Source organism: Prolixibacter sp. DSM 2831 (assembly GCF_056493735.1).
Window position 1 is genome coordinate 4,049,506 of sequence record NZ_CM151379.1, and the last position, 24,767, is coordinate 4,074,272.

General features: G+C 45.2%; 22 protein-coding genes. 7 read left to right on the forward strand and 15 right to left on the reverse strand.

Annotation, left to right across the window (positions count from 1 at the left end):
* The first annotated feature begins 30 nt into the window (after positions 1 to 30).
* The 4 genes from hydG to AC060N_RS16670 all read left to right on the forward strand — a co-directional run bounded on the left by hydG (position 31) and on the right by AC060N_RS16670 (position 5,044).
* Complete coding sequence (hydG, locus tag AC060N_RS16655; RefSeq protein WP_479524783.1) at positions 31 to 1,539, forward strand: [FeFe] hydrogenase H-cluster radical SAM maturase HydG; 1,509 nt, start codon at positions 31 to 33, stop codon at positions 1,537 to 1,539.
* A 254-nt stretch (positions 1,540 to 1,793) separates the two neighbouring features.
* Positions 1,794 to 1,985, forward strand: a complete 192-nt coding sequence (locus tag AC060N_RS16660) for a cold-shock protein (protein WP_106540221.1) — start codon at positions 1,794 to 1,796, stop codon at positions 1,983 to 1,985.
* A 610-nt stretch (positions 1,986 to 2,595) separates the two neighbouring features.
* On the forward strand, positions 2,596 to 3,303 hold the full coding sequence (locus tag AC060N_RS16665) for a Crp/Fnr family transcriptional regulator (RefSeq protein ID WP_479524784.1): 708 nt from the start codon (positions 2,596 to 2,598) through the stop codon (positions 3,301 to 3,303).
* 118 nt (positions 3,304 to 3,421) lie between these two features.
* A complete protein-coding gene (locus AC060N_RS16670) occupies positions 3,422 to 5,044 on the forward strand; it encodes an amidase (RefSeq protein WP_479524785.1) in 1,623 nt (540 codons plus the stop codon).
* Positions 5,045 to 5,120: 76 nt separating this feature from the next.
* Here AC060N_RS16670 and lacZ read toward each other — a convergent pair whose 3' ends face one another.
* The 4 genes from lacZ to AC060N_RS16690 all read right to left on the reverse strand — a co-directional run bounded on the left by lacZ (position 5,121) and on the right by AC060N_RS16690 (position 11,118).
* Positions 5,121 to 8,324 (reverse strand): beta-galactosidase, LacZ type, encoded by a 3,204-nt coding sequence (gene lacZ / locus AC060N_RS16675; protein ID WP_479524786.1) that lies wholly within the window; start codon positions 8,322 to 8,324, stop codon positions 5,121 to 5,123.
* 253 nt (positions 8,325 to 8,577) lie between these two features.
* Complete coding sequence (locus AC060N_RS16680; RefSeq protein WP_153640157.1) at positions 8,578 to 8,673, reverse strand: LPXTG cell wall anchor domain-containing protein; 96 nt, start codon at positions 8,671 to 8,673, stop codon at positions 8,578 to 8,580.
* Between the two features lie 56 nt (positions 8,674 to 8,729).
* Positions 8,730 to 9,971, reverse strand: a complete 1,242-nt coding sequence (locus AC060N_RS16685) for an aminotransferase class I/II-fold pyridoxal phosphate-dependent enzyme (RefSeq protein WP_479524787.1) — start codon at positions 9,969 to 9,971, stop codon at positions 8,730 to 8,732.
* Positions 9,972 to 10,113: 142 nt separating this feature from the next.
* Positions 10,114 to 11,118 carry a ketopantoate reductase family protein gene (locus AC060N_RS16690; protein WP_479524788.1) on the reverse strand — a complete coding sequence of 335 codons (1,005 nt, stop codon included), beginning with the start codon at positions 11,116 to 11,118 and terminating at the stop codon, positions 10,114 to 10,116.
* Between the two features lie 250 nt (positions 11,119 to 11,368).
* On the opposite strand from AC060N_RS16690, the gene AC060N_RS16695 reads away from it, so the two are divergent.
* Entirely contained in the window at positions 11,369 to 12,448 is a 1,080-nt protein-coding gene (locus tag AC060N_RS16695; protein ID WP_479524789.1) for a 3-oxoacyl-ACP synthase III family protein, read from the forward strand.
* Positions 12,449 to 12,508: 60 nt separating this feature from the next.
* Here AC060N_RS16695 and AC060N_RS16700 read toward each other — a convergent pair whose 3' ends face one another.
* The 3 genes from AC060N_RS16700 to hydE form a co-directional block, all read right to left on the reverse strand.
* On the reverse strand, positions 12,509 to 13,150 hold the full coding sequence (locus AC060N_RS16700) for a class I SAM-dependent methyltransferase (protein WP_479524790.1): 642 nt from the start codon (positions 13,148 to 13,150) through the stop codon (positions 12,509 to 12,511).
* A gap of 192 nt (positions 13,151 to 13,342) precedes the next feature.
* On the reverse strand, positions 13,343 to 14,212 hold the full coding sequence (locus AC060N_RS16705) for a Cbp1 family collagen-binding glycoprotein adhesin (protein WP_479524791.1): 870 nt from the start codon (positions 14,210 to 14,212) through the stop codon (positions 13,343 to 13,345).
* A gap of 284 nt (positions 14,213 to 14,496) precedes the next feature.
* Positions 14,497 to 15,591, reverse strand: coding sequence for a [FeFe] hydrogenase H-cluster radical SAM maturase HydE (hydE, locus tag AC060N_RS16710; protein WP_479524792.1), 1,095 nt, complete (start codon positions 15,589 to 15,591; stop codon positions 14,497 to 14,499).
* A 167-nt stretch (positions 15,592 to 15,758) separates the two neighbouring features.
* Between hydE and amrS the strand changes: the two genes are divergently transcribed.
* A complete protein-coding gene (amrS, locus tag AC060N_RS16715) occupies positions 15,759 to 16,766 on the forward strand; it encodes an AmmeMemoRadiSam system radical SAM enzyme (RefSeq protein ID WP_479524793.1) in 1,008 nt (335 codons plus the stop codon).
* 80 nt (positions 16,767 to 16,846) lie between these two features.
* A complete protein-coding gene (gene mnmA / locus AC060N_RS16720) occupies positions 16,847 to 18,028 on the forward strand; it encodes a tRNA 2-thiouridine(34) synthase MnmA (RefSeq protein ID WP_479524794.1) in 1,182 nt (393 codons plus the stop codon).
* A gap of 15 nt (positions 18,029 to 18,043) precedes the next feature.
* Here the strand turns inward: mnmA and AC060N_RS16725 are convergent, their stop codons facing one another.
* The 8 genes from AC060N_RS16725 to ykgO all read right to left on the reverse strand — a co-directional run bounded on the left by AC060N_RS16725 (position 18,044) and on the right by ykgO (position 24,766).
* The gene (locus tag AC060N_RS16725; protein WP_479524795.1) at positions 18,044 to 19,969 is read right to left on the reverse strand and encodes a menaquinone biosynthesis decarboxylase; all 1,926 of its coding nucleotides are present in this window, start codon (positions 19,967 to 19,969) and stop codon (positions 18,044 to 18,046) included.
* A gap of 72 nt (positions 19,970 to 20,041) precedes the next feature.
* Positions 20,042 to 21,355, reverse strand: a complete 1,314-nt coding sequence (locus tag AC060N_RS16730) for a citrate (Si)-synthase (protein ID WP_106540239.1) — start codon at positions 21,353 to 21,355, stop codon at positions 20,042 to 20,044.
* A 208-nt stretch (positions 21,356 to 21,563) separates the two neighbouring features.
* Positions 21,564 to 22,178, reverse strand: coding sequence for a 50S ribosomal protein L17 (gene rplQ / locus AC060N_RS16735; RefSeq protein WP_463228125.1), 615 nt, complete (start codon positions 22,176 to 22,178; stop codon positions 21,564 to 21,566).
* A 6-nt stretch (positions 22,179 to 22,184) separates the two neighbouring features.
* Positions 22,185 to 23,177 carry a DNA-directed RNA polymerase subunit alpha gene (locus tag AC060N_RS16740; RefSeq protein ID WP_153640170.1) on the reverse strand — a complete coding sequence of 331 codons (993 nt, stop codon included), beginning with the start codon at positions 23,175 to 23,177 and terminating at the stop codon, positions 22,185 to 22,187.
* A gap of 17 nt (positions 23,178 to 23,194) precedes the next feature.
* Complete coding sequence (gene rpsD, locus AC060N_RS16745) at positions 23,195 to 23,803, reverse strand: 30S ribosomal protein S4 (RefSeq protein ID WP_479524796.1); 609 nt, start codon at positions 23,801 to 23,803, stop codon at positions 23,195 to 23,197.
* A 27-nt stretch (positions 23,804 to 23,830) separates the two neighbouring features.
* The gene (gene rpsK, locus AC060N_RS16750) at positions 23,831 to 24,220 is read right to left on the reverse strand and encodes a 30S ribosomal protein S11 (protein ID WP_106540243.1); all 390 of its coding nucleotides are present in this window, start codon (positions 24,218 to 24,220) and stop codon (positions 23,831 to 23,833) included.
* A 12-nt stretch (positions 24,221 to 24,232) separates the two neighbouring features.
* Entirely contained in the window at positions 24,233 to 24,610 is a 378-nt protein-coding gene (gene rpsM, locus AC060N_RS16755) for a 30S ribosomal protein S13 (protein ID WP_106540244.1), read from the reverse strand.
* A gap of 39 nt (positions 24,611 to 24,649) precedes the next feature.
* Positions 24,650 to 24,766: a type B 50S ribosomal protein L36 gene (gene ykgO / locus AC060N_RS16760; protein WP_081782363.1), complete on the reverse strand. Its 117-nt coding sequence runs from the start codon at positions 24,764 to 24,766 to the stop codon at positions 24,650 to 24,652.
* Position 24,767 lies beyond the last annotated feature (1 nt).

Sequence of the window (24,767 nt, forward strand, 5' to 3'; positions counted from 1 at the left end):
TATACCTTTGTCTTATAAAACCAACCAATCATGCAGTATCAGACAGCGGCAGAGTGGAAGAAAGAAGTTATTGTCAGGGACGAAATTGATAAGTACCTGATTGACGGGAAAGATTTTATTGATGAGGAAAAAATTCATGCACAAATCGCGAATGGCAAAAATCCTGATCCGGAATACATTCGGCAGATTTTGCAGAAATCACTCTCAATAAAAACACTTGCCCCGGAGGAAACTGCCGCCCTCCTCAATGTCGAATCGCCCGAGTTATGGGACGAAATCAATGAAGCAGCGCTCCAGGTAAAGAAAAAAGTTTACGATAACCGCATCGTATTTTTTGCACCACTCTATTGTTCCAACCTTTGTGTGAACAATTGCGAATATTGTGGTTTCCGGGAAGAAAACTGCGATGAAAAAAGGCGCATCCTTACCCAGGACGAAATCCGCAAGGAAACGGAATCCGTCATCGACGAAGGCCACAAACGATTAATCCTGGTCTTCGGTGAACATCCTCGTTCGGATGTCGACTATATGGTCGATACCATCAATACGGTTTATTCCGTTTACCGCGATGCCCCGGTTTCGGGCCGGGAAGCCAATATACGCCGGGTCAATATCAATGCGGCTCCGATGAGTTCAGCCAAGCTGAAAAGATTGAAGGACGCGGGAATCGGTACTTACCAGGTTTTCCAGGAAACGTATCACCACGAAACATACAGCAAAGTCCATCCGACGAATACGCTGAAAGGCGATTACCGCTGGCGACTTTATGCGCTTCACCGAGCTATGGATGCAGGCCTCGATGATGTGGCTATTGGCGCGTTATTCGGACTGTACGACTGGCGTTTCGAGGTAATGGGATTGCTTTACCACACCATCGATTTGGAAAACCGTTTCGGTGTAGGACCGCATACCATTTCGTTCCCGAGAATTACACCGGCATCCGGTTCTTCATTGAGCAATAACCTGCCACATCAGGTTTCGGATGAAGATTTCAAAAAACTGGTAGCTGTTTTAAGGTTATCGGTTCCGACTGCCGGTTTAATCGTTACCGCCCGCGAACAACCCGAACTGAAGAAAGAGGTTATCAACCTGGGCTGTACCCAGACCGATGCTTCCACCCGGATTGGAATCGGCGCCTATTCCGACCAGAAAACAGAAGAGGATCTGGATAAGAAGCAATTCACGATTGGTGACCCACGCGACTTGGACGATGTGATATGCGAGGTAGCGGAAATGGGATATATTTCTTCGTTCTGCACGGCAGGTTACCGTTGTGGAAGAACCGGTGAAACCATTATGGGGATGCTCAGTCACTGCGTGGAAGGAAAGTTCTGCAAATTGAATGCGGTATTAACCTTCCGGGAATATCTGAACGATTATGCTTCGCCGAAAACCAAAGCCATAGGTGAAGAACTGATTTTAAAAGAGATTGCTGAAATTGAATCAGAGCCATACTTCAGCAGTCGTCCGCACCTAATGGAGAAATTCAGGGCAGAATATAAAGATATTCTGTTAGGAAAAAGAGATTTGTATCTCTGACATTTTGGAATTAACATTTCAACCTGATATCAGCCGCCGGACCATGTTTCGGCGGCTTTCTTTTTTTCATGTAAAGGGTAAAAACACGGACTGTTCAGCTTATTTTGCCATCTGCTTTTTGTTATCCTTACAATCTCAAGACACTGGTTTCAAAGCTCATATCGCAGACAAAATTTTATTTTACTCAACATAAAGTCAAGATTTTATCATTGATTAATGTAAATTTGTTAGAAGTACATTATCAACTAAAAATTATGAACAAAGGAACAGTTAAGTTCTTTAACAGGACCAAAGGCTTTGGTTTTATTAAAGACGCAGAATCAGACAATGAGTATTTTGTCCATGTAACCGGATTGATCGACGAAATACAAGAAAACGATGAAGTTACTTTCGAACTGAAAGAAGGTAAAAAAGGTTTGAATGCGGTAAATGTTAAACTACTATAGTTTATTTCATTTCAGAACAACTTCAATGCCCCTGCTCAAAAAGCGGGGCTTTCTTTTGTAAAAAAAACAGCCCCACTTTCACCAAAAGGGGCTGCTCTGTTTCAGACTAACTTTGCTGTTACGGCAAAACTACAAACCTATTTTGAATTTATGCTTTCCACCTCCTCCTGAGAGTGGAATAGTCGGGGATTTATCTTACAATCACAACTATATCAGTTTTTATTGAATTAGTCACAAGTCTGACCTACCCGTTTACTTAACGGGCAAGCCGGACCCGTTTCAATCTGAACCTTCACTTCGCCTCTTTATGATGTAAGGTTCTGAAAACCTGGAAAATGAACATCGATGCAGCTATAATTCCCACCAATAAGGCAATCCTGCAATATGTGCCACAGAAATAATCATATCCCGCTCCACACATTGATGAAATGCATCCAATCAGGACCATTGCTACATAATAAACGAAGGCCAAAGTCCCCAATCCAAATAATATGGTTAGAAGTTTGTTCATAAACTTTGTTCTTACTATAAATTTATGACCTTACGTTTAATGATACAGCATTGACTTTGTGAGAGTTCTCCCGTAACTTTGTGAAATATTTCACAGCTTATGCGAAAGTCCGCCTTCTCTACCCAATTATTACGCAACTGCACTCTTTGCAGTGAAAAGTCTTGTGCAGCCATGGCCTTGGGGGAAGATGAACTACAGCTTCTGGGAGAGAATTGCAGTGAAGGCATCTTCCGAAAAGGCGAGGAAATACTGTCAGAAGGCTCACTTACCTCACACATTATTTATTTGCAATCTGGCTTAGTGAAAGAATACATTAAAAGCGGCGATCAGCCGGAATGCATCGTCCAGATTATACAGAATCACGCCTATCTCGGGTTACCTTCCCTATTTGGCGACCGCGTGAACCATTATTCTTATGCAGCTTTAACGGATGTGGCTGTTTGCTTTATCGACGTAGCTATTTTCAAACAATTTATCCTCGACAACGGAAAATTTGCTTTCGAAATACTCTCGACGGTGAGCCGGGACAGCCTAACCAACTATCATCGATTCATTAGTCAGGGACAGAAAAAGATCTATGGGAAACTGGCCGATACTTTGCTCTATTTCTCAAAAGCTATATTCCGCTCCAACCGCTTTCGACTACCACTAAACCAAAATGAAATTTCCTACCTCATCGGGACTAGTCGAGAGAGTGTTTCCAAACAATTGAACAGTTTTATTCGTGATGGCATCATCAGCCTTCGCCGAAGAGAGATCGTTATTAATGAACCCGAAAAACTGGAACAAATCAGCCGATTAGGATAGTCGTCCCCATCCCCACTTCTTTGTAATCATTCTACTTTAATGTATCTTATGCAGGAATTTCAATATGACAGACCTGAGTGACATTTCGTATAAATCTCAACCACACTAATTTGCACAAATGAAAAGAAGAAGTTTTTTCAAAACAGCTGCCATTGGCGGGGCAGCGTTCACACTTTCTCCATTGGCTGCCTGCGATGAAAAAAACAACCAGGTAGCGGCATCAAAAGCCGATTACACTCAGTTCGATCTGAACGAAGTTACCGTAGCGGAACTCCAGCAAAAAATGAAAAATGGAGAACTCACGTCCGAACAAGTGACAACCAAGTATCTGAAACGAATCAAAGAAGTCGACCAAAATGGCCCGACACTTCGCACCGTTATTGAATTGAATCCCGATGCTGTTGCTATCGCACGGAAAATGGATGAAGAGCGGAAAGCCGGAAAATTGAGAGGCCCGTTACATGGTATCCCGATTCTGATTAAAGACAATATCGATACCGGCGATAAAATGCAAACAACGGCTGGTTCGTTGGCACTGGAAGGCAATCGTCCCAAAAACGACGCGTTCATTGTTTCGAAGCTTCGTGAAGCCGGTGCTGTATTGTTGGGAAAAACCAACCTGAGTGAATGGGCCAACTTCCGTTCAAATCACTCATCAAGTGGATGGAGTGGACGCGGCAGACAAACTTGTAACCCTTACGTGACCGACCGTTCTCCCTGTGGTTCCAGTTCCGGTTCCGGTGCAGGGGTTTCGGCTAACTTTAGTGCCATCGCCATTGGAACCGAAACCGATGGATCCATTGTTTGCCCTTCCGGAATAAACGGTGTGGTGGGTATCAAGCCAACAGTTGGTCTTTGGTCACGCCATGGCATCATTCCCATTTCGCACAGTCAGGATACGGCTGGTCCAATGGCTCGCACCGTTACCGACGCTGCCACTCTGCTGGGACCATTAGTTGGTGACGATGCTAACGACAGAGCCACCATGAGCGCTTCCAAATGGAAAGGAACCGATTACACCCAGTTTCTCGATAAGAATGGCTTAAATGGGGCAAGAATCGGTATTGTAAAAGATTATTTCGGTTTTAACGCCGATGTGGACGCACTGATGAAAAAGGCCATGGACGCCATGAAGCAGCAGGGTGCCGAACTGGTGGAATTGGATCCGATGAAAGATCACGATCAGTGGTCGAAAGCCGAATGGACGGTTCTGGTGTATGAGTTCAAAAACGATATGAACAAATACCTGGCTGAACATCCGGAAGCTCCGAGGAAGAATCTGAAAGAGCTGATTGAATTCAATAAGAAAAACAGCAGCAAAGAGCTGCAGTGGTTTGACCAGAGTATATTCATCACAGCGGAAGAGAAAACTCCTTCGGAAGAAGAATACATGAATGCGCTCAAACTGACCAAAACGCTCCCGGCAAAATATATCGACGGTGCCATGAAAGAGCATAATCTGAATGCATTGATTGCTCCGACCAACGGACCGTCGTGGACCATCGACCGGGTAAATGGCGACCATTTTGGCGGAGGGAGCTCCGATTTGGCGGCCGTTTCAGGTTACCCGAGCATTACCGTTCCTGCCGGATTTGTGCACGAGTTGCCTATCGGCTTATCCTTTATCGGAACAGCGTGGTCGGAACCACAGTTGATAAAACTGGCCTACTCTTTCGAACAGGCGACCAAATTACGACAAGCGCCTAAGTTTATTCCGTCACTTTTAACGACACAAGCTTAGCAGTTAATTTGAATCGATAAAAAAACTCCCGACCATAACGGTTCGGGAGTTTTCTGTTTTTATGAAACTTGATTTACTAATAGAGCTTCTCAGCCTGAGCAATCGATTTTACCGGACAAATGGTAAAGCTATACTGGTAGTTTTTCGCCGACAGGCGATAAGGTTTATGAGCGATTGCCTGCGCACTCCAGGTATCGTCACCACCAACGCCTAACTGCTTGTAGTCGATGTGTACCGTATAAAAATCACGGACTGGTACCTCATCAATATGTTTGGCCTGCTCCAGATCGGCTGCAGTATAAGGCCATACACTGAAATCAACTTTTGGTTCGCCACGGACCATCAAACCACCGTTTTTCCCGGCAAGGGCAAACCAGCGAACATCGCTCCGGTTACCGTTCTCCTGAGGACGAACGTATTTGTACTGCAAATCGCTAGTCGGCGTTTGATACAATGCAAGCTTGGCGCCCGATTTCCTGTCCCAGTAATTCTCCCACGGACCTTTTCCGTAATAAGCCGTTTCAGTCAATGTTGCCGGAACTTCCATCGTAAAACCGAAGCGTGGCAAATCCGGAGCATTATCTCCTTTGATAATCTCGGCTAATACCTGCAATGTTCCATCGTCTTCGGCAGAATAATGCACTTTCAGTGTCGATGCGTCAACAGGTAATGTGTAAGTACAAACAACGCCCGATTGATTATCGTCGATTTTGGCTGACTGGAAAATCATATTGGCAACCGCCTCTTTCCAAACACGCATATCGCGGAAGATGTGGTTACCACCCGCCTCGTCATTGTCGGTCGGTACCCGCCAGAAATTAGGCTTCAGCGGACTAACAAATTGTTCTTTGCCATTCACTTTATAAGACGAAATTTCGCCCTTCTGTTTGTTCACCACTACCGTGAAATGTTTTCCCGATAAGGTGACATCGTTATCACTTCCGGTGGCCGTTACCTTGCCGGAAGCTATTGCGGCCGGTTTCACCTCATGTCCCGGAAGGATGAATTCGTTCCAGGCAATCTCGAATCCAGCATCGGCCCATAGGTTCTTCTTCGCCAAATCCCAACTGACATTCAGCACATATTCTGCGTCCTTTTTCAGCTTAACTTGATCAACCGGAATATGGAAGCGAGCATTTTCACCCGGAGCACATGCCGGCGTTGGAATTGTGCCATGCTGCGCCTCAACGCCGTTATCCAGCAATGACCACCTGAGCGAATAAGGCTCCAGCCCGGTAAAATCCTGCCGGTTCACTACCGTGAAATCGAAATTCTTCAAATCAACCGGACTAACACTGATGGGCTGAAAAACATGCTTGCATTCCCATAATGCCGGTTTCGCTGTACGATCGGGGGCTACAATTCCGTTGATACAGAAATTGCCATCGTTGGGCTTATCACCGAAGTCACCACCGTAAGCCCAGTACGGTTTTCCACTTTTGTCTTTTTCCAGGATACCCTGATCAATCCAATCCCAAATGAATCCACCCATCAGATTGGGATGAGAGCGAATAACTTCCCAGTATTTTTTCAAATCACCGGTGGAGTTACCCATCGAGTGCGCATATTCACACATGACAATCGGGCGGTGAATCCATGGACTCTCAGCCAGTCCTTCCAGCACTGTTGGCGACGGATACATCCGACTGATGACATCTACCCACTGCCGATCTGTTGGATTGGCATCGTAGGGCTTTTTCCAATAATCCTTGCTGGTAACCGGGATATAATTCGGACTGGTCGGATCGCCCTGTGCCCCTTCGTAGTGAATTAACCGGGTCGGGTCGTAACTCCGAATCCAACCTGCCATTGCCGCATGGTTGGGGCCGACTCCTGACTCATTTCCGAGAGACCAACCTATGATAGCCGCGTGGTTCTTATCGCGCTCGACCATCCTGACTGCACGATCAACAAATGCATACGTCCAGGCCGTATTATTCGTGAAATAACCGGTGAGACCATGCGTTTCCAAATCGGTTTCATCAAGCACATAAATACCGTACTTATCACACATGTCGTAGAAATAAGGATCGTTCGGATAGTGTGAGGTACGAACAGCGTTCAGGTTAAAGCGTTTCATCAGAAGAACATCCTCCAGCATCTCCTTCCTGGTAACGGCTTTTCCGTTCACTTCGCTGTGGTCGTGACGATTCACGCCATACAGCTTCACCGGACGGCCATTCACTTTGAATACGCCGTGGTTCCACTCTATTTTCCGGAAACCAACATGGGTACTGGTAGCATCCACCACATTTCCGCTGGCATCCTTTACGGTAACCACCAATGTGTAGAGATACGGATTTTCAGCCGACCATTTCACCGGATTGGTAATATGCGCTTTCAACAATGCAAATGGTACGTTATCGCGCTGCGGCAGCCGCTCGTGGATAATATGATTGACCGATATGCTCATGGTATCGGTTTTCACTTCTGTTCCCTGTTCATCGTACAATTGGGCATTGAACGTCCAGCCTTTCGTGTTTGTGTCATCCATGACTTTGACGCGAGGCCGGATCTGCAATTCAGCATTTTTATACGCCGCATCCAAATCGGTACGAACAGCCAGGTCGTATATATTCACTTTCGGTTGCGCCACGAGGTATACTTCCCGGTGAATACCGCTCATCCGCCAGTGGTCCTGATCTTCCAGGTAACTGCCATCACTCCAGCGATACACCTGAACCGCCACACGGTTCTTTCCGGGTAGGAGGTAATCGGTAATATCGAATTCAGCCGGGAGCCGGCTTCCCTGACTATACCCTACTTTTTGTCCATTCACCCACACATACATGGCCGACGAAACGCCGCCAAAATGCAAAATCACTTCCCGGTTCTTCCAGTTATCCGGAAGGTTAAAGTCGCGAATGTAAGAGCCCACCGGATCGTCGCGCAAAATGTATGGCGGCTTTGCCGGGAACGGATAGGTAATGTTGGTATAAATCGGGGTACCATATCCTTTCATTTCCCAATTTGACGGCACCGAAATATTGTCCCAGCCCGAAGCGTCAAATCCTTTTTGAGCAAAATCGGTGGTGGCATCTTCCGCTTTCGGAACAAAATCAAACTTCCAGGTTCCGTCCAACGATTGGTACCAGGGACTCTTCTCCCGGTCCATCGTCAGGGCTGTTTGAATATCCTGAAACGGGTAAAGCGTGGCATGCGCCTCTAGTTTATTCCGCTCAATCATCCGCGGATTTTCCCAGTCTTTCGGATATTTTTGCCCGAAAGCTGCTAACGACAAAGTCGCTAACACAAATGCAATCAATGACTTTTTTCTCATGATAAGTTTGGATTAACAGATCAAATTCAAGGGATTAAAATAAGAAGTTTGCCCCAGACATCCAACCAGTACCCACCAGTTGTTTTTTAACTCTTTTTTCACCTGAATTAACGATAAAAAGGATACAACTTTTCCTCTCTTAACAAAAATCGCAAAGAGTGACATAATATATTGCTAATAATGGATACTTTCAACGGCCAAAAGAAGAGATGCCGTAATTATATGAGGCAGTAGAAAAAAACTAACCGACCAACTAGTCGTCTGATTGACGTTTCTTTCTTCTTCTATCGAGAAATATCAAGAATCCTCCCACCAGAATAGCCAGTGCAGCAATCATTTCTGAATCCATATCGAGTTTTTATCGTTGCCAACAATACGACAAAGAAATTGTTTATCAGTCCAGTTTTACTTCAGTTTATCTAACGCCTGCTGAATATCCGTTTTCAAGTCTTCGATATCTTCCAGACCAACGCCAAGGCGAATCAGGGTATCCGGGATCTTAAATGACTCTTTTGCCTCGTCTGACAGATCGCAGTAGATAGTGGAGGAAGGATGGATAATCATCGATTTATTGTCGCAGAAGTTGGTGCCGCGCCGGATTACCTTCAGGGCATCCATGAAATCGAAGCACTGCTTTTTACTTTTCAGCTCAATGGCGATCAGGCAACCCACCTTCGAGGTGAAATATTTTTCCGACAGTTGATAATAGGGAGACTTCTCCAGTGACGAGTATTCCACGCGTTGAACCTTGTCCTGCTCCGAAAGCCATGAAGCCAGGTTATGGGCATTTTCACAAATCCGGTCGACTCGCAATGTCAGTGTTTCCAGCCCCAGCATTTGCAGCCATGCATTTTGCGGCGATAAACAACATCCCAGGTTACTGAATAGCTCTTTCCGCAGTTTCTTCTCGAAAGCTGCGTTCCCATACAACTGGTAATTTTCCTGCAGCTTCGGGATATACTGCCACTTATCCGACGGGTAAGTAAAAACTGCACCGCCTATCGATGTGGCGCCACCTGAGATGAACTTGGTGGTCGATAAGACCTCAATGTCGACGCCGTATTGATGACTTTGGAAAAGATAAGGAGTCAGCAAACTGTTATCGAGAATCAACAGCACCTTCTTCTCTTTAGCGATTTGCGAGATCCGTTCAAAATCGAAAACAATCAGCTGCGGATTGGTGATGACCTCCAAAAAAATGGCACGCGTTTGCGCGTCGATGCTTAGTTCCACTTCATCAGGATTCTCCGGGTCGACAAATTTGACTTGAATGCCGAATGAGCTGAGTGTCTTTGTAAAGAAGGAATACGTATTGCCAAACAGGTACTTGCTCGCCACGATGTTGTCGCCGGTGTCGCAAATTGAAAGGATGGTTGATGAGATGGCCGCCATGCCCGAGCTCACGCTCAGGCTGCTTTGGGCATTGGCCAGCGACTTCAGCCGAGCTTCCAGTTGCCGTACAGTCGGATTTGAAATTCGCGAATAAACGAAGGCATCACTTTCTCCCCGGAAAGCTCTTTCTACCGATGCTGAATCTTCAAAATCATAAGCTGCCGTTTGAAAAACAGGCGTTTTCAAACTTCTCACATCACTATGGTACGAATCCTTTTCGTCGCCATGAATCAACCGCGTATTTAATCCTTTCATAAGTCTGTTTATTCGTTCATCAATTGCTTTTCCAAACTATTCACCTAACGGTTGAAGGGAGTTTTTGTTGGATTTTAGGAGTAATTTTCATGGGGAAGAACTACAAAAACCAAATAAAAATAAATCTCTTTGCCTGTCTTTCCTATTCAAACAAACGAACATTTTCGAACGAAGGAGTGTATTTTCCGGCTTCGATACCGTGAATGATTTCCACCACCTTATCATTGTAGGGGGTAGCGACATGATACTCTTTCCCATATTGGGAGACCACTCCGTTAATGGCATCTACCTCTGTCGGCTTACCTTTTTCCAGATCCTGAAGCATACTGGCCTTCAGCCTGGCATGTTTTCTCATCGCGATAGGAATAATCATGAAAGAAAACAGTTGTTTCAGCCGATTGGTATAATCCAGCAACTTTCTCAAATCTCGCCCCTGGATAGGTTCCATTTGAATGCCTGCCGCATCAGCTACAGCAAAGCACTCCTTCATGACTGCCTGGATAAACTTCCTCGACTCGTTGTTTTGGGCAGCCTCTCCAATCGTGCAGCCCAGAACAGTCGACACACCACTAAAAGCGCTGTTAATAGCCAACTTCGACCATCGTGCTCCAACAAAATTGCGTTCGATATCCACCGTCCCCATCACCTCCAGTATCTCTTTTATTTGATGCAATTTCTTATCGTTTTGATGGGACAAAGCGCCAATACTAAACGTGAGACTATCGGGGCTAGAGGTTAGTTCACTCACCCCATTTCCAAGCAGAGTTGCGCCCCAGGCAATGGTACAGCCAAAGGTCTTTTCTTTACCAATCACTTCGGCCACGGATAATTCGGGGAAACCATTTTGCGCAGTACAGATAATGCCATCGTCGCTGAGATAGCGGGCGATTTGACGCACCACCTTTTTATTCTCCTGCTGTTTGGTGAGCAGAAAAATGATATCGTATTTTTCAAACATTTCTTCCGGCAGCAAAGCTTTGACCCGAACCGTCAGGTCAATGGTTCCGGTAATATGAGCGCCGTTGGTCTTCATCCCTTCCACATGCGCCCGGTTCCGGTTGATCAAATCCACATCCAGATCGGCCTTAGTCAAATAAGCCCCTATGACGGTTCCCAGCGAACCGGCTCCATATATCGCTATTTTCATGTTCGTTTCAATTTTAACGAGGAGTTTGCTTTCTGCAAATTAGTTAAAATCAACTTGAAAACACGGTTGCATAAGGTGTGAGATTTCCTTTTTGAAAATTCTAACAGGCGTTACTAAGGCTGTCTCCATTTGACCAGAGTTGCAATTGTTCTTTTAATAAGTGATTAATATGAAAATATTTCCTAAGATATATTGTAGCTTTACTTCCACTGATTAGTTTTGTTGACATAGCATTAGATATTACCAGCCAATGAAAAAGCGATATTCTATTATTAAAGGGTCAGGATGTTACATACCTGAAAAAAGAGTCGTAAATGAAGATTTTCTGAATAATGATTTTTACGATTCTGAGGGAAATAAAATCAATACCCCGAACGAAGAGATAATTAAAAAATTCGAGAAAATCACCGAAATCAAAGAGAGAAGGTATGTTACAGACGACCTGCAAACTTCTGATATTGCTTATTTTGCTGCGAAAGATGCTATCGTAACTTCGGGCATTGACAAAGAAAGCCTTGACTATATTATTGTCGCGCATAATTTCGGAGATGTACAAAGTAATAACCGAAAGTCGGATCTGGTTCCTAGTCTCGCAGCCCGGGTTAAAAACAAATTAGGAATTGAGAACCCGAGAACCATATCATTTGATGTGCCTTTTGGCTGTCCCGGATGGCTTATGGGTATGATACAGGCTGATTATTTCCTGAGATCGGGTGACGCAAAAAGGGCTTTGATAATCGGGGCAGAAACTCTCTCCAGGGTATCCGATCCCCACGACAGGGACAGTATGATTTATTCCGACGGTGCTGGTGCGACCATTTTGGAAGCGATTGAGAGTGATGAGCCTGTTGGAATTCTGGCCCATAGTTCCCGTTCCGATACACTAAATCATGCTTTTCTGCTTTGGATGGGCAAATCAAACAACCCGGATTACGAAGGAGACCAATTGTTCCTAAAAATGCACGGACGTAAATTATATGAATACGCACTGAATACGGTTCCTTCGGTTGTGAAAGAAAGCCTGGAAAAAGCAAAAATTGAGTTGGAACAAGTAGATAAGGTGCTAATTCACCAGGCCAATGCCAAAATGGATGATGCCATACTGGCGCGGTTGTTTAAGCTCTTTCATAAAAAAGATATTCCCAAAGACATTATGCCAATGACCATTGCTGAACTTGGAAATAGTTCGGTGGCAACTGTTCCCACATTACTGAACTTACTACTCAACAATAAATTACCGAACCAGAAGGTGACGAGTGGAAATATATTGGTGTTTGCCTCTGTTGGAGCGGGAATGAATATCAATTCGATGATCTACAAAATGCCATAGGCATTGCGTTTTTCGGTCTTCGGGGTTTCTTCCCGAATCTCAAGTCAACGGTAAATTGAGTTACTTTCTACCGCTGATATACATCGCTTTCGACTTTGTTCCCAGGAGCAGACTTTTCTGGATTTCAAAGCCATTGTCGATAAGCAACTGTTCTACACTTTTTCGGGTTGTTTTTTCCTTTGTTGCTTCCGCAGAAGGTTTACCAAATGTTTTTAGGTAACGGATCCCCATGGCCAGCTTGTTAAAAAAACTCATGTCATCGATAGCAAAAGAGTTAATAATTAATAGTCCACCGTCTTTCAGCACCCGCTTACTCTCCTGAATAGCCCGTCCCGCATTTCCTACAACATGAATCAGATTCGCCATGAAAACCGTGTCGAATAGTCCGTCTTCAAATTCAAGATTAAGGGCATCCGCTTTCCGGAACTCAACATTCTCCAAATTACCTCTTTTTTTCTTTGCAAAAGCGAGCATCTCATCCGACAAATCGGTCGCAACAACATGCTCTGCGTTTTTTTGCAGCGTTTCCGTATATAATCCGGTTCCGCATCCCAGTTCCAACACTTTTACGAGATTAGCCTCTCTCAATAGTTCTTCGTGAGCCAGAAGAAGAACCTCGTCACCAACCACGTGACTTTGCATCTCTTCAAAATCTTCGGTAAACCGGCTCCAATAAGTTTCTTTGTTTTCCGTTTCCATCATCCCTAATGTTGGTTAGTGTATAAAACAACGATATCCGCTCCGACCCGGGTTCTGTTAGTCTGTACAACGAATTTTCGGCTTAGTAATTTCAGAGGGCAGTGACCGTGTGTACAAGTTACGGAAAGTGTATACAAACTAAAAGAGCGTCCCGGGCGGGACGCTCTTTTGAGAACCAATCTTAAAACCTAATAATTATCTTTCAGCCACGACCAAATACTTGGAAGCTTTCCAGAACTCTTCAGGATTTGTAATCGTGATGGCTTCAACTTCGTTGTCTTTCTGCTCGATTTTGTACGAATCAGCAGGATGTGCTGTTACCATGTTGATTTTTCTCCCACTCACCGGAATCGTAGTCGTCTTGGTGATGTCGATGGCCGTGAATTTCGACGGATCGACCTGGTCGCTTAATTTGTCCGTCCTTCCGATTCCCAGTAAGCCTCCTGTGGCTGAAATGACATGCTGATCCCTCAGCTCCTTTGTCGTACCGGTTACATAGTAAGCGGTATGAAGTTTATCTGTCTTTTCGTTCAATAATTTCTCTTGCATCGAATTCTGAGTCGACAGCGTGCTGACAGTGTCGTTCAACTGTGCTACCTGTCCGTTCAGATTGTCAACTTTTCCATTCAGTTCAGTAACCTGAGCAGTCAAATTAGCAATCGACTCCTCTTTTTCCTGAATCTGCTTCTGCAGACTTGCGGTCAATTTTTTCAGTTTCGAGTTACGGTACCAACTGTTTTTCAGTTTCTTGTTCAGGTCGGCCAACTCTGCCTTGTTTTTGTCCAGCAGATTTTTCACCAAACTCAAATCGTTCATTACCTGAGTCTTTGAATCAGCCGTCTGCTCCCCTGCAGCTTGTACCGAAATCAACTTTTCTTTAACTTTGATGGAATCGAGGTTGGCTGCAATAGACTGAAATGACTCAACAAAATCGTTGATGGTGGAGTCACGTTTCTGTGCTATTTGGGTCAATTGTGCATTCTCTTCCTTCAACTTCTTTAGCTCCTTCTGATTACATGCCGTAAAAAAAGGCAACACGAGCAAAATAATAGCTAACTTTCTCATTTCTCTTTTCTCTTTCGTTTTCGTCCAATAATTAATTTCAAATCACCTGCTAACTAATAAGGGAATACTGTGCCAAAACTCTTTGACCGAATTTTCAACACAGACTGCGAGTCGCAAATCACTAAAAATCAATAGAGAAAGAGAAAGAAAAATTTTATCAGAAAAAATCCGTGTTTACCACGTTCTACAAGGGCTGTGGGATAGATTCCACACTTTGTGGAATGGAATTCCACAGATCTGTTGCCCTTCCACAGTTTGCCACACTTAATGAAAATAATGGAATATTAACGGGAGGAAGCTTTTACCCGCTTATGGAAATGTTTGGAGTCGCCCCATTTGCCATAGCCGATTTCACCTTCTGCCAATGCGATGCGGGCATCGAGACATCCCTTACACTTTTCGGGCTCTTCGTCAACGCAGGGTTTGTTTTGGTACAGAGCGTAATCGTTTCGATACAACCCGGGCGTAATGTTCGGCATGATGACATTGGCACCTACCTTCACCGCTTTTTCGCGCCCCAGCGGATCGATGGCCTGCAATGCTGTTGCCGCCGCAATATTGATGTCGGGCATGAGTAACCGCAAAACGGCAATCATCTTCAACGATAAATCGAAGCGTTGCTGCAATGGCATGAGTGTTTCCCAGTAGGAATACAAGGGGGTTTTGGCATGCTCGAGATATGGTCCCATTCCTACCATGTCAATATCGAAGGCTTTGAAGAAAAGCAGATCATCAGCCAGGTTTTCGAGCGTTTGGAAAGGGAGTCCAATCATAACGCCGGTTCCGGTTTGGTATCCGATTTCCTGCAACGAACGCAGGCAAGCTATCCGGGTATCGAAATCGTGCAACTTGTCGTTCGGATGTATTTTCCGGTACAGTTCTGGTGTTGATGATTCGATTCGCAACAGGTAGCGGTGTGCACCGGCTTCAAACCAGCGACGATACACTTCAGGTGACTGTTCGCCTAACGATATGGTAATCCCCAACTCACCGTTGCTTAGTTTTTTGATTTCCCGTAACAGGTTTTCCACCCGGTCAGCGAAAGCCGGAGAAGCCAGTTCGCCCGACTGCAATACCAGCGAGCCATATTGGTTTTCCCAGGCAAAACGGGCCGCAGCCAGAATCTCTTCATCCGACAAATTGTAACGTTTTACCTCATCGTTGTCCTTGCGAATACCACAATAGTAGCAGTTCTTGCCACACACATTCGAGAACTCGACCAAGCCGCGGAAATATACTTCTGAGCCTGTATTCACGGCTTTCACTTCGGCCGCTCTTCGAAAAAGCAGGACCTTCTCCTCTCCTTCCAGCGAAAGCAGGCGGACAATATTCTCCCGGGAAAATTCGGACTGTGCTAATATGTTGTTAATATCATTCATGGTTACGGTGCGGTAAAAATACCATATTCTTTGATATCAAGATATGATTTTCTTCCGGCAAGTTCATGAGAAGAAATCATACGTTCTGCTCACCACAGTGCACCTCATTGAACTACCTGAGAGTCTGAATTGTTGATAAGGCGTGACAAATGCAAAAACCATCCCCCATGAAGAATGCATTGTACTACGATAGGGTCGGGCAGAATATTGTCCGGTGTAAACTGTGTCCTCACTACTGTGTCATCAACGAGGGAAAGCGCGGGGCCTGCCGGGTACGGAAAAACGTGGGCGGAGACTTGTATACCGAAATTTTTGAAAAGGTAGCCGCCTACGGCTCCGATCCCATCGAAAAGAAACCTCTTTATCACTTTTATCCCGGAAGCAAAATACTCTCCATTGGCACCATTGGATGTAATTTGAAATGCTCGTTTTGCCAAAATTACCGCATCTCGCAGGTATCGCCCGACGAGTTCGACAACTTTAAATTATTCTCTACCGAAGAATTGGTGCAAATTGCGTTAAATGACGAGAATAATTTAGGGGTTGCTTTTACCTACAGTGAGCCTGGAATTGCCTATGAGTACATGTATGAAATCGCCAAACGGGCGTTGAATACCCGGCTGAAAACAGTGATGGTGACCAATGGTTACATTAACAAGGCTCCGCTTCTGAGACTCTTGCCTTATATCGATGCCTTCAATGTCGACCTGAAAGCCTTCTCGGAGAATTTCTATCACAAAATGACGCATGCAAAACTCGAGCCGGTTAAAAACAGTATCCGCATTATTGCGCAATCCGATGGCCACCTGGAGTTGACCAACCTGGTGATTCCCGGCATGAATGACGATTACGAAGAATTTGAAGAAATGGTGCGCTGGATAGCCGACGAAACCGGTAAAGATACACCTCTGCATCTCTCCCGTTATTTCCCGGCATTCAAACAGAACATCGCTGCTACACCGGTTAATACGTTGCTCGATTTGTTCGAGATTGCCGTTCGGCATTTGAATTACGTCTACCTGGGAAATCTCGCCGATACCCGGCGCAGCTCTACCTTTTGCAGTAAGTGTCACCAGCGGGTCATCGACCGTTCCGGATACTACACCGAGATTTCCGGGCTGGACAAAAAGGGAAATTGCACCAACTGCCATCATCACATCCTCGATCACATTTAGGCTAAGCACCAGGCAGGTCCATTTTCATTCGTTGTTCAATTCTTTTAAAAAGAATACCTTTGCGCTGATTTTTATTACGCATGAAGGAAAAAGTAGTAGTCGGATTATCGGGCGGCGTCGATTCGAGCGTTGCCGCATACCTCCTCAAACAGCAGGGGTACGAAGTGATTGGTGTGTTCATGATTAACTGGAAAGAACGCACCGGAACCCTTACATCAAGTTGTACCTGGGAAGATGATATCACCTTTGCAGAAATGATTGCCAAGAAGCTGGATATTCCCTTCCATGTAGTCGATTTGTCGGATTTCTACCGGAAACGGGTGGTTGATTATATGTTCGAAGAGTACGGGAAAGGCCACACGCCCAACCCCGATGTTCTTTGCAACCGCGAGATCAAGTTCGACATGTTCATGGAGAAAGCGCTGGAGCTCGGTGCCGACTATGTAGCTACCGGACATTACTGCCGTAAAGCGGAAGTGGAGAAAGACGGAAAAACGTATTATCGTTTGCTCGCCGGTTCGGATCCAAACAAAGATCAGAGTTATTTCCTGTGTCAGCTCAACCAGGAGCAGCTGGCTAAATCGATGTTCCCGATAGGACATTTGATGAAACCGGAAGTGCGTGAAATTGCCCGTGAACAGGGGTTGATAACGGCCGAGCGCAAAGATTCTCAGGGAATTTGCTTTGTGGGAAAAGTGGACTTACCTGTTTTTCTTCAGCAAAAGCTGGAACCGAAAAAAGGCAATGTGATTGAAATCCCGGCCGACTTTATGGCCCGGAAGAAAGATGTGGGAAAAACGCCGGACAACTTTAAAAAGCTGTGCTATGCTTTTCCTTACAAACCCTGGAACGGAAAAGTGATTGGCGAGCATAACGGTGCCCAGTTTTATACCATCGGGCAACGAAAAGGCCTGAATATTGGCGGCTATACTGAACCACTATTCGTGTTGGCTACTGACATTAACCGGAATATTATATATGTAGGTGAAGGAAAATCGCATCCCGGACTTTACCGCCCCGGATTATTCGTTCCCAAAGAAGATATCCACTGGATCAGGCCCGATTTGGAAATTCCCGTCGGGGAAGAAAAAGATTTCCTTTTCCGGATACGCTATCGTCAGCCGCTCGAAAAAGGACGAATGTACATGCGCGAGGAAGGCCTCTACGTACTTTTCGAAGAGGAACAACGCGGCATCACCGCCGGTCAGTTTGTGGCCTGGTACACCAGTGACGAGCAAATCGGTTCAGGGGTCATCTACTGATCTCAATTCCAAAAATCAGTCTTGTTTTTCTTCGGCGATAGCTCCCACTCCTTTCTGAATGGGAATATAACGCAATGATGGCGACTCGATGAGTTCACCCAAGCCTAACTTGGGCCACATCTCATCCACTTTCCGGATGGTTTCCATGGAAGAGACCACCGGATTGGGCCAGTCGCGCTTGAAATTATCCAGTGAGCCGGATTTCCGGGTTCCGTCAAGTACCAGATGAGAAACTTCGCCTTCGTTTTCGGCTTCAAAAATCTGTGAGTCGCGTTTGGGATCGATATTTCCGGTAACATACCATCCCACAGAATTCATGTCGCGGATATCAAGCTCTTCATCAACAATGGCAATGAATTTAACGCCTTTAAAGGCAGCATGTGCAGCCAGCTTTTTGCCGAGCGATTTGACCAAACCCGGTTCATTTTTCTTCACCGATACCACAACGAACGAAATGCCTACATCAAGCAAGTTGGCATTGATATCGTGTACTTCCGGAATCTCCTTTTTTATGTTTTCCACAGAAATTTCGGAACTCTTCGGGACCTGGTAATTGGTCAGTTCGGTGTACAGCTCCTCTTCGTATTTATGAGTGGCATCGAGACCCATTTTGGAGCCGTAAGCGAATTTGGACGATGAATGGTCCAGCACGTCCATTGGTCCTTGCGTGAAATAAATGTCGTGCGCCGGATCGACAACCTGAGATACCATCCGGGCAATTTCGGGATAATTGTGAATATCGGTTTGCCCGTCGGCTACAATCATCACTTTGTTGAACATCATCTGACCGGCACCCCACATGGCATTCATTACTTTGGCTGCCTGCCCGGCAAATGTCTTGTCAATTTTTGAAATGGTCAGGTTATGCGCTACTCCGGCCGGAGGCAATTCCATGTCTTCCATTTCCGGAATCATGGTAAGTTTCATCGGGCTCAGGAAAATTCGTTCGGTTGCCCGACCAATGTAAGCATCTTCCTGTGGCGGAATTCCCACAATCGTGGCCGGGTAAACCGCATCTTTACGATGAGTGATACACGTTACATGAAACCTCGGATACCAATCAGCCAATGAATAAAAACCTGTATGGTCACCAAACGGACCTTCCCAGATAAAGTCTTCTTCCGGATCGACATACCCCTCGATGACGAAATCGGCGTTAGAAGGAACTTCCAGGTCGTTGGTAATACATTTTACCAGTTCTACCCTTTTCTTCCTTAAAAAGCCCGCTAACAGGTACTCATCGATGTTATCGGGCAGCGGAGCCGTGGCAGCATAGGTATAAGCAGGATCACCGCCCAAAACAACCGAAATGGGCATGCGTTCGCCCCGTTTCTTGTATTCGTTGAAATGACGCGCCCCTGTTTTGTGCTTGTGCCAATGCATACCGGTCAGTTCCGAACCAAAGACCTGCATGCGGTACATCCCCACATTGCGAACACCTGTTTCCGGATCGCGGGTCACAACACAGGGCAAGGTCAAAAACGGACCACCGTCAGCCGGCCAACACGTCAGTACAGGCAATTTGCCCATATCCGGCTCTTTCATTACCACCTCCTGGCATTTCCCTTTTCCGGATACGGATTTGGGCATCCATGAAGAAATCTGGCCCAGCATGGGAAGCATTCGCAATTTCTCCATCAAGCCGGCTTTGGGACTTACCAGCTTCTTAAAGAGGTCTTCGATTTCGTCTCCGATAGCATTCAGGTTATCGGCACCCAATGCCAGGGCCATTCGCTCGTTCGAACCAAAAGCGTTAATCAAAACCGGGAAATCGGTTCCTGTTTTTTCAAACAGCAGTGCCTTTCCGCCTCCGGGAGACTTAGACACCCGGTCAACAATCTCGGGTATTTCCAATACCGGATCTACAAACTCACTGATTCTGATTAACTCTCCCTTTTGCTCTAAAAGCTCGATATACTCACGAATTCCCTGAAATGCCATTCTCAAAAATTTTGATACAAAAATAGGGGATTTTAGCCATCCCCCATCTTTTCGTTTGAATAATCAATATTATCAAATTCCCGCCTGGTCTTTGAACCACTGCAGCGGTTGCGATTTCGGACGTTCGATGGGTAATCCGTACATACGGTCCCAAACGAGTTGTGCCAGTACACCTAAAGCACGGCTGACACCAAACATCACGGTATAAAAGAAATATTCATCGATACCGTAATGCTGCAGAAGTGAACCAGAATAGGCATCTACGTTTGGCCATGGATTCTTCACTTTACCCAGTGACTGCAATACCGGAGGCACGACTTCGTAGAGGCAGTTCACCACATCAACCATGTGGTCATCTTTCACATATTTCTCAGCGAATTTCTTCTGTGCTACATAACGGGGATCGGTTACCCGAAGCACAGCGTGTCCAAATCCGGGAATTACTTTTCCTTCCGAGATGTAGTTTTTCACATAGTTCGCGATTTTCTCTTTTTCTTCGTCAGCACATCCGCATGGGCCAATTTCTTCGAGCATGCCTTTTATCCAGCGAATCACTTCCTGATTAGCATACCCATGAAGCGGTCCAGCCAATCCTGTCATACCAGCAGCATACGCATAAAATGGATTACTTAATGCAGATGATACCAGGTGCGTGGTGTGCGCCGAAACATTTCCTCCTTCATGGTCAGCGTGAAGGAACAAATACATACGGAACAAGCGATACACTTCTTCACTGTCGTATCCCATCATATGGGCAAAATTGGCAGCCCAATCGAGTTTCGGATTTGGCGGGATGATGTCACCTCCCTGGAAGTTGCGGCGATAAATATAGGCTGCAATCGTCGGAAGCTGTGCAATCAGGTTCATCACGTCTTCATAGGTCGTATCCCAGTATTCATCTTTCGGGACGCCTTCGCGATAAGCTTTCTGGAACAGTGACTCTGTGGCCATAGCCATAATACCCGTACTGAATTGCGTCATCGGCTTGCTGGTCGGAGGCAAAGCATTGATCACATCAAAAACATGTCCGGGAACTTTATTCCGCTTCGTCCATTCGTTTGTCAAATACTGGACATCTTCAACAGTCGGCAGCTCATCCAGCAACATTAAATAAAATAAGCCCTCGGGCAAAGGTTCTCCTTCCGGATTTAGTTTGGGAAGCTTCTCCTGCAATTCGGGGATCGAATAGCCCCGGAAACGAATACCGCTTTCCGGATCCAGCTTCGAAGTAACAGTGAGCAAACTTGTAACGCCTTTCATGCCCGTCAGCACCTGGCCCATCGAAACAGTGTCGAGCTGCAGATCACCGTACTCTTTTACCAGCTTTTTTACAATTTGTCTCTCCTGCTCCCCCTTCTTCAGGAGTTTTTCCTTGATATAGTCCATAGTAATAGGTGTTGAGTTGTTCTCAAATCTAATTAATTTATTTAAATATTCTCATATTTCAAACCCTGTCAATTCAATATCATAACAAAAAAAAACGTTAAAAGGTTGATAGATTTGGCGCGCATTCTAACATAAATCTACCCGTATAAAACAAAAAAAGGGGAAGCAAAAATGCCTCCCCTTTTTTGAGTGTAGAATGTTGTATCGATTATTCAGCCTTTTCTTCGTTTTCGTCAGACTGATCATCAGATTTATCTTCAGCTTTCGGCTCTTCAACTGCCTTTTCTTCCGATACCTCATCAGCCTTAACAGCTTCTTCTTTGGTATCGGCTTCCGGTGCAGCTTTGGTCTCTTCCTTAGCAGCAGGTTTCTCTGCGGCAGGTGTTTCACTGCTCTTCTTTTTGGAACCGCCCCTTCTCGAACGAGTTTTCTTAGGAGCTTCTTCCTTAGCAGCCAACATGTTTTCGTTGTAGTCCACCAGCTCGATGATACACATCTCTGCGTTATCACCCAAACGGTTACCGGTTTTCAGAATGCGGGTATATCCTCCCGGACGCTCGCCCACTTTTACGATAACTTCGCGGAACAACTCATTAACAGCTGTTTTACTGCGCAATGAACGGAATGCCATACGACGGTTGTGTGTCGTATCGTTTTTCGCCTTCGTGATGATAGGCTCAACGAACGAACGCAACGACTTAGCCTTAGCAACAGTAGTACTGATTCGTTTGTGCAAGATCAGGGAGTTGGCCATGTTAGACAACATCGCTTTCCTGTGAGAGCTAGTCCTGCCTAAATGATTGAATCCTTTATTATGTCTCATTGTTTATTATTCCTTGTCTAATTTATACTTACCGATGTCCATCCCGAAGTTCAGACTCATACCAACAAGTAAATCATCAAGTTCGGTAAGCGACTTTTTACCAAAGTTGCGGAACTTGAGCAAATCATTCCGGTTGTACTGAACCAGATCGCCTAAGGTATCTACATCAGCTGCTTTCAAACAGTTGAGTGCACGTACCGACAGATCCAGGTCGACGAGTTTGGTCTTCAGGAGCTGACGCATGTGAAGTACTTCTTCATCGAATTCTTCATTCGCAAATTTCTCATCAGAGTCGAGGGTAATCTTCTCGTCGGAGAACAGCATGAAATGGTAAATCAGAATTTTAGCAGCTTCCTTCAGTGCATCTTTGGGATGAATTGAACCATCGGTTTTGATATCAAGAACCAATTTCTCATAGTCGGTCTTCTGCTCTACACGGTAGTTCTCAACCGAATATTTTACATTCTTGATAGGAGTAAAGATGGAATCGATAGGAATCACACCGAATTCTTCTTCAACGGGTTTGTTCTCAACACTCGGAACATATCCGCGTCCCTTTTCGATGGTCAGTTCAATCTGGAGCTTTACTTCAGGCTCCATATTGCAAATAACCAACTCGGGATTCAGCACGCGGAAGCCGGTGATAAAGTTGTTGATATCACCTGCCTTGAATTGCTCCTGGCCGAACAAGGTAACCGTTACCTTCTCCGTTTCGAAGTCTTCCACTTCCTTTTTGAACCGAATTTGCTTCAGGTTCAGGATCATCTCAGTTACATCTTCGATGACTCCGGGAATGGTAGAAAATTCGTGCTCTACCCCTTCGATTTTGATTGTGGTAATAGCGTATCCTTCCAAAGATGATAACAGAATCCTCCGCAATGCGTTACCGATGGTAATACCATAACCAGGTTCCAACGGACGAAATTCGAACTTGCCGAATTTGTCATCGGATTCAACCATTATCACTTTATCGGGCTTCTGGAAAGCTAAAATTGCCATAAACCTTAAATTAATTTTTATTTCGAATACAACTCTACGATAAGCTGCTCCTTGATATTTTCAGGAATTTCTTCCCGTTCGGGAACATTCAGGAACTTACCAGTCTTAGCTTCCCCATCCCACTCAATCCAGGGATATTTGTTATGACGTTGCGAAGACAATGAATCGGTAACTACTTCAAGCGATTTCGATTTTTCGCGAACACCGATAACATCACCCGGACGTACACTGTACGACGGGATATTTACCACACTGTTGTTCACCACGATGTGTTTGTGGCCTACCAACTGACGTGCAGCTGCACGAGTGGGAGCAATTCCTAAACGGAATACTACGTTATCGAGACGACTCTCGAGAAGCTGAAGTAATACGGTACCGGTAACTCCTTTATGTGACGCCGCCTTCTTGAAAAGGTTGCGGAACTGTTTCTCAAGGACACCGTAAGTATACTTAACTTTTTGTTTTTCTTTAAGCTGGGTTCCGTATTCGGACACCTTCCGGCGACGACGGTTGTTACCGTGCATACCCGGAGGATAATTCTTGTGCTCAAATGCTTTATCTGGCCCAAAAATGGGTTCGCCAAATTTTCTTGCGATCTTAGTTTGTGGTCCTCTATATCTTGCCATTATTTTCTTCTTTTAAATCATCAAAAATTAGACACGACGACGTTTCGGAGGCCGGCAACCATTGTGTGGCAGCGGAGTAACGTCAACAATCTCGGTAACCTGGATACCTACGTTCGCGATAGCACGAATAGCTGATTCGCGTCCGTTACCCGGTCCCTTAACGTATACCTTTACCTTCCGTAATCCAAGATCATAAGCAGTTTTTGCGCACTCTTCCGATGCAGTCTGTGCTGCATAAGGTGTATTTTTCTTTGATCCGCGGAATCCTTTCTTTCCAGCCGAAGACCAGCTAATAACCTCTCCGTTATTATTGGTCATCGAAATGATGATGTTATTGAAAGAAGAGTGTACGTGAGCCTGTCCTACAGCCTCTACGTTTACTACTCTTTTTTTCGAACTTCCAGACTTCTTTGCCATATCTACTTAAAATTATTTAGTAGCTTTCTTCTTGTTAGCAACCGTTTTTCTTTTTCCTTTACGGGTTCTGGCGTTGTTTTTGGTGCTCTGACCACGTACCGGAAGGCCAATACGGTGGCGAATGCCACGATAGCAACCGATATCCATCAGTCGTTTAATGTTCAGCTGATATTCGGAGCGCAGTTCACCTTCAACTTTGTATTTTTCATTGATCACTTTGCGAATAGCAGCGAACTGGCTATCGTCCCAGTCCTTTACCTTGACCTCTTTGTCAACTCCAGCCTGCTCGAGAATCTGCTGTGCACGGCTGCGACCGATACCAAAGATATAGGTCAGGGCAATTTCACCTCTTTTATTGTTCGGTATATCTACACCAACTATACGAGCCATATTATTAACGAATTAAAAAATCCTTACAAAATTAATACATTATCCCTGACGTTGCTTGAACTTCGGGTTTTTTTTGTTAATAACGTAGAGACGACCTTTACGCCGAACGATTTTGCAATCGGCACTACGTTTTTTGATAGATACTCTTACTTTCATT